The following is a 12,135-nucleotide window of genomic DNA, read 5'->3' on the forward strand; positions in this document are numbered from 1 at the left end:
GATCATTCTAATTTCAGGGTATTTTCGGGGTTTTGCGGAACCCTGAGGATACAGGCTGCCGCTGGGACGCGCGCTGTGGCATTATAAGAAGTGCTTGTTTGACGCAAGCAGGGCGTCAGGGCAGCAGGAAGCTTGCGAAGGCACCATGGCGACAATGTTGACGGCAATCGGTCTGATGAGCGGCACCTCGCTCGACGGGGTCGACGTCGCCTTGATCGAGACCGACGGCAGGCGGGTCAAGGCGTTCGGACCGTCCGGCTACCGGCCTTATACCGACAGGGAACGCAGCCTGTTGCGCGAGGCCCTGACGGAGGCCGTCAACCTGAGCCAGCGCGACGCGCGGCCGGGGGTCCTGCGCGAGGCCGAGCGCGCGGTCACGGTTGCCCATGCCGAAGCCATTGCCGCCTTTACCGCGCAGAACCGGATCGACTCCGGGGATATCGATATTGTCGGCTTTCACGGCCAGACCGTGCTGCACCGCCCGCAGCAGAAAATGACGGTACAGATCGGCGACGCCGCGGCGCTCGCCAAGGCGATCCATATCCCGGTCATGCATGATTTCCGCGCCGCCGACGTCGCCGCCGGTGGGCAGGGCGCCCCCTTCGTGCCGGTCTATCACCGGGCGCTCGCCCAATCGCTCGATCGCGAGGGCCCGATGGTCGTGGTCAATATCGGCGGCGTCTCCAACATTACCTATATCGACGGCGCCGACACTCTGATCGCCTGCGATACCGGCCCCGGCAACGCCCTGCTCGACGACTTCATGCTCCGCACCATGAGCCAGCCGTTCGATTGCGAGGGCCGCACCGCCGCGCAAGGTGCGGTGGACGTGGCATGGGTCGTTCGCGCCATGGAGCACGGGTTTTTCGCGCTGCCGCCGCCGAAGTCGCTCGACCGCAACGATTTTGCCTCGCTGAAGCTGCCGCCGATGTCTCCGGCCGACGGCGCGGCGACGCTGACCGCCTTCACCGCCGAAGCCATCGCCCGGATCGCGCCGTTATTGCCGAAGGAGCCGCTGAGCTGGATCGTGGCCGGCGGCGGCGCCCGCAACCTCACCTTGCTGCGGATGCTGCGGGAGCGGCTGGCCCCCGCCACCGTCGAGGCGGCCGAAGCGCTCGGCTGGTCGGCCGACGCCATCGAGGCGCAGGCCTTTGGGTTTCTGGCCGCGCGCGGCCTGAAAGGCCTGCCCCTGAGCTATCCCGCCACGACAGGGGTGCCGATCCCGATGACCGGCGGGGTGATCGCAAGGCCGTGATCAATTGCCGTTGATGCCGGTACCACGCGCTTGACGGATTCATGCAGATGCATTTAATTAAATGCATCTGCATGAACAGCGAGATCCACCATGGCCGCGCCGTTAAAACTGATCAGCCATAAGCTCTGTCCCTATGTGCAGCGCGCGGTGATCGCGCTGACCGAGAAGGGCGTGGCCTTCGAGCGGGTCGATATCGATCTTGCCAACAAGCCGGACTGGTTTTTGGCGATTTCGCCGCTCGGCAAGACGCCGGTGCTTCAGGTCGGCGATATCCCGATCTTCGAGTCCGCGGTGATCCTGGAATATCTGGAAGAGACCCAGCCAAACCCCTTGCATCCGGCCGATCCGCTGCGCCGCGCGGAGCATCGCGGCTGGATCGAATTCGGCTCGACGGTACTCGCGGATATCGCGGGCTTCTACGCGGCACCTGACGAAGCGACATTCACCGCCAAGACGTCGCAACTCGAGCAGCGCTTTGCGCGACTGGAGGCGCGTGTCGCCGCCGCGCCGTGGTTCGACGGCGAACACTTCTCGCTGGTCGACGCCGTGTTCGGTCCGGCGTTCCGCTATTTCGATGTATTCGATGCCATCGGTGATTTTGGGATTCTCTCTGACAAGCCGACGCTGGCGCGCTGGCGCAAATCGCTCGCGGCGCGGCCATCGGTGCGCTCGGCCGTCAGCGCCGATTATCCAGCGTTGCTGCGCGCCTTCATCGAGCGAAGGAATTCGTGGCTGTCAGCGTTGCAGGCGCGCGCCGCGGCCTGACTGCAAAGCCGGAATCGTGTCGCGGGAGCGAACCACCAGTGTCATCGCCCGGCTGGCCGGGCGACCCAATATTCCACACACGATGGTGACTAGCCGAAAGGCCGCAGCGTACTGGATCACCCGCCTTCGCGGGTGACGACGGCGTGAATTCTACCCGACGCTCACCGAACGTTGGCGAGCCGCATGTCGAGATAGCCGGTCACCGTTTCCATCAGCGGCTCAAGCTTGCCGTCGAAGAAATGGTTGGCGCCGGGGATGATCTGCTGGTCGATCACGATGCCCTTCTGGGTCTTGAGCTTCTCGACCAGCGTGTTGACGTCCTTCGGCGGCACCACGGCATCCTTCTCGCCATGCACGATCAGGCCTGAGGACGGGCAGGGCGCGAGGAAGGAGAAGTCGTAGAGATTGGCGGGCGGCGCGATCGAGATGAAGCCTTCGACCTCCGGCCGGCGCATCAGAAGCTGCATGCCGATCCAGGCGCCGAACGAGAAGCCGGCGACCCAGCAGGCGCGCGCTTCCGGGTTGATGGTCTGCGCCCAGTCGAGCGCGGAAGCCGCGTCGGATAGCTCGCCGGTGCCGTGATCGAACGATCCCTGGCTGCGGCCGACGCCACGGAAATTGAAACGCAGTACGGAAAATCCGCGATGCGCGAACGCGTAGTAGCACTGGTAGACGATCTGGTGATTCATCGTGCCGTGAAACTGCGGATGCGGGTGCAGGATCATCGCGATCGGCGCGTTCTTCTGTTTCGCCGGGTGGTAGCGGCCTTCGAGGCGGCCTGCGGGGCCGGTGAAAATGACTTCAGGCATTGGTGGTCCTTGGCAAGATCAACCGACTTTTGCGGGCCCCATCTGCGGACGAAACCTCGCGGAAGATGAAGGGGTTGATCAGACGTCGTTGGGCGTTGCGCGAACGGCGCCTGGTGAACTGGAGGCCGCGTTCTAGCATGAGGCGAGGGGCAAAAAGCAAGGCTTTTGTGCACCGGGCGCCTTGCGCGGCGGCGCGGCGACCCAGGATTAACGTTTTGCGCCGGCGGGAGAATTTCCCGCGGCCCGGTGTCCGGGCGGCCAGCCGCCGCAGCCGGCGCCGCTAGCGGCGTGCCGCGTTTGTGCTTGCTACCGGCGCGGGATCGGCGGCGAGCGCTTCGATCGAAGCGACCGCGTGGCGGTAGCGGCGGCTGCCGGAAATAGCTTCACCCGTATCGAGCATCAGTTCGAAGTCTCCGTTCGGGCCGGCCTTAAGCCCGGTCACGCGGGAAAGGTTAACCAGCCGCGTCCGGTGCACCCGCACGATGTTGAATTTTGTCAGCCGCGCTTCCTCAGCCGCAAGCGTTCCCCGCACCAGGTGGGTGCGGCTGTCGGCCATGCAATATTCCACATAGTTTCCCGCCGAGCCGATCGTCACGACGTCGCGCGGTTCGATGCGGATGCGCGACGACCCATCGCGGAGCCAAACCATGTCTGCCGCCACGGATGCAGAGTCCGCTTGCGGTGTTGTGACGACCGACCGGGCTTGCGGAGCTGCGCGGCGGCTATCGATCAGCCACAGCGCGCCCCCGATCAACAGGCAGGTCATGACGTCCTTGCGGAATTCATAGATCAGGGTCGCCAGCGAGAAGTGAAAATCGTAAGTGCCACCGGCCAGGAACATCACCGCCTTGCGAAGGCCGACCATGCCGGCGATGTGCAGGCTCGAGAAGGCAATAATCGCGGCCACCGCAAGGCCGAGGCGAAGCGGCCATCGCGACACGTCGCGCATCCGCCGCACCGCGAAGAACAGTACCGGCGCGACCGCGATGATCGTGACGATGCTCGACATCTCCCAGAATAGCGGCGTGCGGAAATTATAGACGGCGCCGCGCCAGGCGGCGTCTTGCGCCGCGGACAACGCATTGACGACCCCGATACCCAGCGAGATCGCGGCAACCACGCCATAGAACAGCCAGTCGACGCCGGATATCGCGCGAAGCCCGCCACCGGTCACAGCGGGACTGACCTCGTCCTGGCTGGTTCGGTTCTGGTCCCAAAACGGACCGGCGCTGGACCTTTCCCGCGCATGCTTGACATCACTCATGCTGTTCATCACGCGTTCGGGGAGCGGCCTATGGAGCGATGGATTATATCACGTTCGCTCGGCAATGCTCCGAACGAGAGGCCCGCCTGTCCTGGAAGTTCCATATCGGGGATCGCACATCAAGTGTGTGGCGTCCGGCCCGTGCAATCGGCACCATGATTTGCGGTTCAAGGAAAAGTGCTAAGACGGCCCATGCCCGATTGCGTCTATCTCGACTGGAATGCGACGACCCCGCTTCGTCCCGAAGCGCGGGGGGCGATGGCTGCGGCTTGGGATCTCCCGGGCAATCCGTCCTCTGTTCATGAAGAGGGCCGAAAGGCCCGCCGGCTGGTGGAGGATGCCCGCGCGGCGGTCGCCGGCGCCGTCGGCGCGCTGCCGCGCGATGTGGTGTTCACCTCGGGTGGAACCGAGGCCAACGCGCTGGCGCTGACGCCAGGGCTGCGGCGGAAGTCCGGGCTTGCCGTCCAGCGGCTGGTGGTATCGGCAATCGAGCACGCCTCGGTGCTCGCCGGCGGGCGGTTTGCGTCCGAGGCGATCACTGCGGTCGGCGTATCCGATTCCGGCCTTCTGCATCTCGATCGTCTGCGCGAGGCCCTTGCGGGCGGTCCGCCGGCGCTGGTTTCGGTGATGCTGGCCAACAATGAAACCGGTGCGGTGCAGCCGATCGCTGAGGCGGCGGAGATCGTGCACGCCGCAGGCGGTGTGCTGCATGTCGATGCGATACAAGGGTTCGGAAAAATACCATTTGATATCAGTGTATTGAACGCTGACCTTGTGACGGTTTCGGCGCACAAGATCGGTGGTCCGAAGGGGGTGGGTGCCCTGGTTTGGGCCGAGGGCGTGCAGGGGCTTGAACCACTGCTGCGCGGCGGCGGCCAGGAGCGCGGCCATCGGGCCGGAACCGAGAACGTCGCGGGAATTGCGGGTTTCGGCGCGGCGGTGACGGCGGCCGTCGCCGCCTTGGAAAAGGATGCCATCCGCCTCGAAAGCCTGCGGAATCGGCTGGAAACCGGCCTGCGCCAGACCCCGGGTGCCCTGATCTTCTCGCGGGGCGTTCGACGGTTACCTAATACCACCTTGTTCACGGTTCCTGGCCTTCGGGCCGAGACCGCCGTGATTGGCTTCGACCTTGGGGGGATTGCGGTTTCCTCAGGCTCCGCCTGCTCCTCGGGCAAGGTACAGCCGTCGCATGTGCTGGAAGCCATGGGTTTTGGCCGAGAATTGGCGCAGGGAGCGGTGCGGCTCAGTCTTGGCTGGTCTACGTGCGAAGCGGATATAGATCGCTGCCTGGAGGCTTGGCGAAAGCTCGCGGGGACCTTAACTAAGAGGGGCGACGAAACACTGCTTGAACGATTCTAAGCAGGTGATTTCCTCCAAGAAACATCGTAATAGACTTTTTGAAGTATCCACCGCGGTCCTTGAAACCGCGAGCGGAGGATGGAATGGCGGCCGTACAAGAGACCGTCGATCGGGTGCGCCGGATCGACGTCGATCAATATCGATATGGATTTGAGACCGTAATCGAGTCCGACAAGGCCCCCAAGGGGCTATCGGAAGATACCGTCCGCTTCATCTCGGCGAAAAAGAACGAACCGGCCTGGATGCTGGAGTGGCGGTTGGAGGCGTATCGCCGCTGGCTGACCATGACCGAGCCCAAATGGGCGCGCGTCGACTATCCCAGGATCGATTACCAGGATCTCTATTACTACTCGGCGCCAAAGCCGAAGAAGCAGGTCGCGTCGCTGGACGAGATCGATCCGGAAATCCTCAAGACCTACGAGAAGCTCGGTATTCCCCTGCGCGAAGTGGAAGTGCTGGAAGGCGTGGTGCGCCCCGAAGGCGAGCGGCGCATCGCGGTCGATGCCGTGTTCGATTCGGTGTCGGTTGCGACCACCTTCCAGAAGGAGCTCAAGCAGGCCGGCGTGATCTTCATGCCGATCTCGGAGGCAATCCGCGAGCACCCCGAACTCGTGAAGAAGTATCTCGGCACCGTGGTGCCGACCTCCGACAATTATTTCGCGACGCTGAATTCGGCTGTCTTCTCCGACGGCTCGTTTGTCTACGTGCCGCCGGGCGTGCGTTGCCCGATGGAGCTGTCGACCTATTTCCGCATCAACGAACGCAACACCGGCCAGTTCGAGCGCACGCTGATCATCGCCGACAAGGGCGCTTATGTCAGCTATCTCGAAGGCTGCACGGCGCCGCAGCGCGACGAGAACCAGCTGCACGCTGCCGTGGTCGAACTGGTGACGCTGGACGACGCCGAGATCAAATATTCGACCGTGCAGAACTGGTACCCCGGCAATTCCGAAGGCGTCGGCGGCATCTACAATTTCGTCACCAAACGCGGCGACTGCCGCGGCAACAACTCCAAGATCTCCTGGACCCAGGTCGAGACGGGATCGGCGATCACCTGGAAATATCCGAGCTGCATCCTGCGCGGCGACAATTCGCGCGGCGAGTTCTACTCGATCGCGATCTCGAACGGTCACCAGCAGGTCGACAGCGGCACCAAGATGATCCATCTCGGCAAGAACACGACGAGCCGGATCATTTCCAAGGGCATCGCCGCCGGCGTGTCGCAAAACACCTATCGCGGCCTCGTCACCGCGCACCGCAAGGCCACCGGCGCCCGCAATTTTACCGCCTGCGACTCGCTGCTGATCGGCGACAAATGCGGCGCCCACACCGTGCCCTATATCGAGGCGAAGAATTCCTCGGCGCTGTTCGAGCACGAGGCAACGACGTCGAAAATTTCCGAGGACGTGCTGTTCTATTGCGTGCAGCGCGGGCTGAGCCAGGAAGAGGCGGTCGGCCTCGTGGTCAACGGTTTTGTGAAAGACGTGCTGCAGCAACTGCCGATGGAGTTCGCGGTGGAAGCGCAGAAGCTGATCTCGATCAGCTTGGAAGGCTCGGTTGGATAGGACCTCACCCTGAGGAGGGCGCGAGAGCGCCCGTCTCGAAGGGTGAGAGGAAAGATTGTCGGCCATGTCCTTCGAGACGCGCCTTCGGCGCTCCTCAGGACGAGGGAAAACGGAAGAGCATAATGCCCCTACTCGAAGTCAAAAACCTGCAGGTCCGTGTCGAGGAGCGTGAGATTCTCCATGGGCTTTCGCTCACGGTGAACAAGGGCGAGGTACACGCCATCATGGGGCCGAACGGCTCCGGCAAGTCGACGCTGAGCCATGTCATCGCGGGCAAGCCGGGCTATGAGGTCACCGGCGGCGAGATCCTCTTCAATGGCGAGGACCTGCTGGAGATGTCGCCCGACGCGCGTGCCGCCAAGGGCGTGTTCCTCGCGTTCCAGTATCCGGTGGAAATTCCCGGCGTCGCCACCATGACCTTCCTGCGCACGGCGTTGAATGCGCAGCGCAAGGCGCGCGGCGAGGGCGAGTACTCCACGCCAGACTTCCTGAAGAAGGTTCGCGAGGTCGCCGCAAAACTCAACATTCCGCAGGAAATGCTGCGCCGCGGCGTCAATGTCGGGTTCTCCGGCGGCGAGAAGAAGCGCAACGAGATTCTGCAGATGGCGCTGTTCGAACCGAGTCTGTGCATCCTCGACGAGATGGATTCCGGCCTCGACATCGACGCGCTCCGAATCGCGGCCGACGGCGTCAATGCGCTGCGCTCGCCGGACCGCGCCATGGTGGTGATCACGCATTATCAGCGGCTGTTGAATTACATCCTGCCGGATTTCGTGCACGTGATGTCGAAGGGCCGCGTGGTAAAGAGCGGGAATAAGGAACTGGCGCTGGAGCTCGAGGCTTCCGGCTACGCCCAGTTCGAAGACGCAGCCTGACGCGCTCAAGACGGATTTCTGTGATGAATGTTGCACTGGCAAAGACCGAGATCGGACGCGCGCTAAGCGATGCTTTCGCTGTCGCGCAGGGCCGGCTGCCGGGTGCCGGCAAGGTCGCCGAGGCGCGCCAACGAGCGTTCGAGGCTTACGAGCGCGCCGGCCTGCCGCACCGGCGGATCGAGGACTGGAAATACACGGATTTGCGCGTGTTGATGCGCGAGGTGCTGCCGCTTGCGGCTACGCCGGATGCGGCGGCGCTGAAGCGGGCGGCTGCGGCGCTGAAACTGCATGTGGTCGCCGGCGCGCGCCGGCTGGTGCTGGTGGACGGGGTGTTTGCGCCCAACCTCTCGGAGACTGCGAGCCTCGAAAAGGGAGTCGCGGTCCGCACGCTGCGCGAGGCGCTGGAGGCCGGCGATACCAATCTGCAGGTGCAGCTGCTCGGGCCGGAAAATCCGGATACCATGGTGGCGCTGAACAGCGCCATGATGACCGATGGCGTCGTGATCGAGGTCGCCGACGGTGCCGCGCTGGCGCAGCCTTTGCACATCGTCCATATCGCCAGCGGGGCAACGCCTTCGGCGATGTTCACGCGCTCGCTGTTGAAGCTCGGCAAGGCCGCGAGCGCCACGCTAGTGGAGAGTTATATCGCTGCCGACGGCGCGAAAACCTATCAGGTGCACGACTCCCTGATCGTGTCCATCGGCGACGGGGCGCGTCTCGACCAGGTTCGTTTGGTCGAGGACAGCCGCGAGGCCTTCAACATCACCTCGAGCCAGGTGACGCTGGGCGCCAGGGCGCATTACAATACGTTTGGACTCACCAGCGGATCGCTTGTGAGCCGCTACCAGGCAACCATCGCTTTTGCCGGCGAGCATTCCCGCGTCGAGACCAATGGCGTCAATCTGCTCAACGGCCGCCAGCATGCGGACTCGACGTTGTTTCTCGATCACGCGGTGCCGAACTGCGAGAGCCGCGAGATCTTCCGCTCGGTGGTCGACGACCGCGGCCATTCGGTATTCCAGGGGCGCATCATCGTTCGCCCCGACGCGCAGAAGACCGACGCCAAGATGATGACTCGGGCGCTGCTGCTTTCCGACGAGGCGGAAGCCGTCAACAAGCCGGAACTGGAAATCTTTGCCGACGACGTCACCTGCGGCCATGGCGCCACCACCGGCGCACTCGACGAGAGCCTGCTGTTCTATCTGCGCGCGCGCGGCCTTCCCGAGAAGGAAGCGCAGTCGCTCTTGATCCAGGCCTTTGTCGGCGAGGCCATCGAATCCATCGCCAATGATAATTTACGCGAACTCGCAGTCTCGGCGGCGCAGCGCTGGCTGGCGGCACGGGGATGAGCATGCATCCGGCAGTCCTGAATGGTTCATACGACGTGGCGCGGGTGCGGGAGGATTTTCCCGCGCTGGCGCTCGAGGTCTACGGCAAGCCGCTGGTCTATCTCGACAACGCGGCATCCGCGCAGAAGCCCAACGCGGTGCTCGAGCGCATGACGGAGGCCTACAAATCCGAATACGCCAACGTGCACCGCGGCCTGCATTACCTCGCCAATGCGGCGACGGAGGCCTATGAGGGCGGCCGCGCCAAGGTGGCGACATTCCTCAATGCCGCGCGCACCGAGGAGATCATCTTCACCCGCAACGCCACCGAGGCGATCAACCTGGTGGCGTCGTCCTGGGGCGAGCCCAACATCGGGGAAGGCGACGAGATCGTGCTCTCGATCATGGAGCACCATTCCAACATCGTGCCCTGGCATTTCCTCAGGGAGCGCCACGGCGCCGTCATCAAATGGGTCGACGTCGATGACGAAGGCAATTTCCTGATCGAGGAATTCGAGAAGGCGCTGACGTCGCGCACCAAACTGGTGGCGATCACGCAGATGTCGAACGCGCTCGGCACCATCGTCCCGGTCAAGGACGTCGTGAAAATCGCGCATTCTCGCGGTATTCCGGTGCTGATCGACGGCAGCCAGGCCGCCGTGCATCTTGCGATCGACGTGCAAGATATCGACGCCGATTTCTACGTCTGCACCGGTCACAAGCTGTACGGCCCGACCGGCATCGGCGTGCTCTATGCCAAGCATCAGCACCTGGTGGCGATGCGCCCCTATAATGGCGGCGGCGAGATGATCCGCGAAGTCGCGCGCGACTGGGTCACCTATGGCGATCCGCCGCACAAATTCGAGGCAGGCACCCCGGCGATCGTCGAGGCGATCGGGCTGGGGGCTGCGATCGACTACATCAATTCGATCGGCAAGGAGCGCATCGCCGCCCACGAGCAGGATCTGTTGACCTATGCGCAGGATCGCCTGCGGGAAATCAATTCGCTGCGCCTGATCGGGACCGCTCGGGCCAAGGGACCGGTGATCTCGTTCGAGATGAAGGGCGCCCATCCCCACGATGTCGCCACCGTCATCGACCGCCAGGGGATCGCGGTGCGCGCCGGCACCCATTGCGTGATGCCGCTTTTAGAGCGGTTCAACGTGACGGCGACGTGCCGCGCCTCGTTCGGGATGTATAATACGCGCGAAGAAGTCGACCATCTGGCACAGGCGCTGATCAAGGCGCGGGAATTGTTTTCATGACGGACACAGCCGAAGCCAAGAATCTCGAAGTCAAAACCGCCAATATGGAGACGCTTTCGGCGTTGCCGCCGGAGGAGACCGAACGGCTCGGCGGCGAGATCGTCTCCGCGCTGAAGACGGTGTTCGATCCGGAAATTCCGGCCGACATCTATGAACTCGGCCTGATCTACAAGGTCGACATCAAGGACGATCGCAGCGTCGATATCATGATGACGCTGACGACGCCGAATTGTCCGGCGGCCGGTGAATTGCCGACGATGGTGGAGAACGCGGTCGCCAGCGTTCCCGGCGTCGGCATGGTCAACGTCAATCTGGTCTGGGATCCGGCCTGGACGCCGGACCGGATGACCGACGAGGCGCGCCTCGTCCTCAATATGTGGTGAAGCGTCAGAGCATGATCCGAAACAGTGGAAACCGTTTTTCGAAGAGATCATGCTCAAAACTAAAGTGGCGTGGGTTTTGCCTGTTCGAGGGAAATAGCGGCATTGATTTGCCATTGGGACTGACCACATGACTGACATGACACCCGCTTCAACGACACCCGCCTCCAAGCCGAAGCCGCGTCCCCGCCCGCAGGTCATGAAGCTGACGGAAGCTGCCGCCCAGCGTGTCGCGGAACTGACGAGACGCGCCGATTCCGAGATCGTCGGCCTGCGCGTTGGCATCAAGAACGGCGGCTGCGCCGGGCAATCCTATACGGTCGAATATGCCCACGACATTCGTCCCACCGACGAAGTGGTGGAGGACAAGGGCGTGAAGATCCTGGTCGACCCCAAGGCGGTGCTGTTCCTGCTGGGGACCGAGATGGACTACAAGGCCGACAAGATGTCGGCGCAGTTCATCTTCAACAACCCGAACCAGACCGGCGCCTGCGGCTGCGGCGAGTCGGTGCAGCTCACGGCTGCGAAAGTGGATGGCTAGCGCGGATCCAATCTCCGCGTCGTCCCGGTCTTGAGCCGGGACCCATGACCACCGGCGCTTGATTTTGCGCGAAGTCGTCGATCATAATGCGGTAACGAGAGGCCTCGGTGTGTGGGTCCCGGCTCAAGGCCGGGACGACGTACGAAGCATGAGCGACGCCATGGACCGCGACTTCCTGATCGATCTGTTCTCGGATTTCGGACCGGTCACGATCCGCCCGATGTTCTCGGGCTTCGGCATTTCGGCCGACGGCATCAACTTCGCGCTGGCGCTCCGAGCCGGCCTGTATTTCCGTGCCGATGAAGCGACCATTTCGCAATTCGAGGCGGAGGGTTCAAAGCCGTTTCAGTATCAGACGCGAGCCAGGACCGTCACGGTGAACTCGTACTGGCAGCTGCCGGCCCGGCTGTTTGACGAGCCGGAAGAGCTGACTGGCTGGGCGAGGGCGGCACTGGCCGCGGCGCAACGCGCCGCGATCCGCAAGCGTCCGAAGGCGCGCAAGGCGGCGAAGAAGGTCGCAGCTAAGGGCGTCTTGGGCAGCAAAGCGGCGCCTAAGAGGCCTGCTGCAAGGAAGAAAAAGAGGACGCCAGGAAAAAGGTCCTCATACTGAGGAGGCGCGAAGCGCCGTCTCGAAGGATGGCCGCAAACGAGATCGTTGCCTGATGGTTCGAGGCGCGCGAAGACGCGCTCCTCACCATGAGGGAGCGGAGCGGGTTTCGCGTTGTAAGA

Annotated in this window: 12 protein-coding genes; 10 read left to right on the forward strand and 2 right to left on the reverse strand. The window is 63.4% G+C overall.

Annotation, left to right across the window (positions count from 1 at the left end; all coding sequences use genetic code 11):
* Nucleotides 1-154: 154 nt before the first annotated feature.
* Together B5525_RS29690 and B5525_RS29695 are read left to right on the forward strand one after the other, a co-directional pair.
* A complete protein-coding gene (locus B5525_RS29690) occupies nt 155-1,255 on the forward strand; it encodes an anhydro-N-acetylmuramic acid kinase (protein ID WP_079569180.1) in 1,101 nt (366 codons plus the stop codon).
* 90 nt (nt 1,256-1,345) lie between these two features.
* Nucleotides 1,346-2,020 (forward strand): glutathione S-transferase family protein, encoded by a 675-nt coding sequence (locus B5525_RS29695; protein ID WP_079569181.1) that lies wholly within the window; start codon nt 1,346-1,348, stop codon nt 2,018-2,020.
* Between the two features lie 161 nt (nt 2,021-2,181).
* Here the strand turns inward: B5525_RS29695 and B5525_RS29700 are convergent, their stop codons facing one another.
* Both B5525_RS29700 and B5525_RS29705 read right to left on the reverse strand, forming a co-directional pair.
* Entirely contained in the window at nt 2,182-2,829 is a 648-nt protein-coding gene (locus B5525_RS29700) for an alpha/beta hydrolase (RefSeq protein ID WP_025589847.1), read from the reverse strand.
* A 280-nt stretch (nt 2,830-3,109) separates the two neighbouring features.
* Nucleotides 3,110-4,093, reverse strand: coding sequence for a LytTR family DNA-binding domain-containing protein (locus B5525_RS29705; protein WP_079573961.1), 984 nt, complete (start codon nt 4,091-4,093; stop codon nt 3,110-3,112).
* A gap of 192 nt (nt 4,094-4,285) precedes the next feature.
* On the opposite strand from B5525_RS29705, the gene B5525_RS29710 reads away from it, so the two are divergent.
* From B5525_RS29710 to B5525_RS29745, 8 genes are all read left to right on the forward strand, one after another.
* Nucleotides 4,286-5,452 carry a cysteine desulfurase family protein gene (locus B5525_RS29710; RefSeq protein ID WP_079569182.1) on the forward strand — a complete coding sequence of 389 codons (1,167 nt, stop codon included), beginning with the start codon at nt 4,286-4,288 and terminating at the stop codon, nt 5,450-5,452.
* 83 nt (nt 5,453-5,535) lie between these two features.
* Nucleotides 5,536-7,017, forward strand: coding sequence for a Fe-S cluster assembly protein SufB (gene sufB, locus B5525_RS29715; protein WP_079569183.1), 1,482 nt, complete (start codon nt 5,536-5,538; stop codon nt 7,015-7,017).
* A 122-nt stretch (nt 7,018-7,139) separates the two neighbouring features.
* The gene (gene sufC, locus B5525_RS29720; RefSeq protein ID WP_079569184.1) at nt 7,140-7,892 is read left to right on the forward strand and encodes a Fe-S cluster assembly ATPase SufC; all 753 of its coding nucleotides are present in this window, start codon (nt 7,140-7,142) and stop codon (nt 7,890-7,892) included.
* A 23-nt stretch (nt 7,893-7,915) separates the two neighbouring features.
* Nucleotides 7,916-9,241, forward strand: coding sequence for a Fe-S cluster assembly protein SufD (sufD, locus tag B5525_RS29725; protein ID WP_079569185.1), 1,326 nt, complete (start codon nt 7,916-7,918; stop codon nt 9,239-9,241).
* The gene (locus B5525_RS29730) at nt 9,238-10,485 is read left to right on the forward strand and encodes a cysteine desulfurase (protein WP_079569186.1); all 1,248 of its coding nucleotides are present in this window, start codon (nt 9,238-9,240) and stop codon (nt 10,483-10,485) included. Before sufD ends, B5525_RS29730 begins: the two co-directional genes overlap by 4 nt.
* Complete coding sequence (locus B5525_RS29735) at nt 10,482-10,868, forward strand: SUF system Fe-S cluster assembly protein (protein WP_079569187.1); 387 nt, start codon at nt 10,482-10,484, stop codon at nt 10,866-10,868. The genes B5525_RS29730 and B5525_RS29735 overlap by 4 nt, the downstream gene beginning before the upstream one ends.
* A gap of 127 nt (nt 10,869-10,995) precedes the next feature.
* Nucleotides 10,996-11,406: a HesB/IscA family protein gene (locus B5525_RS29740; protein WP_079569188.1), complete on the forward strand. Its 411-nt coding sequence runs from the start codon at nt 10,996-10,998 to the stop codon at nt 11,404-11,406.
* Between the two features lie 160 nt (nt 11,407-11,566).
* Entirely contained in the window at nt 11,567-12,016 is a 450-nt protein-coding gene (locus B5525_RS29745; RefSeq protein ID WP_079573963.1) for a TfoX/Sxy family protein, read from the forward strand.
* Nucleotides 12,017-12,135 lie beyond the last annotated feature (119 nt).

Source organism: Bradyrhizobium erythrophlei (genome assembly GCF_900129505.1).
Classification (GTDB): domain Bacteria; phylum Pseudomonadota; class Alphaproteobacteria; order Rhizobiales; family Xanthobacteraceae; genus Bradyrhizobium; species Bradyrhizobium erythrophlei_D.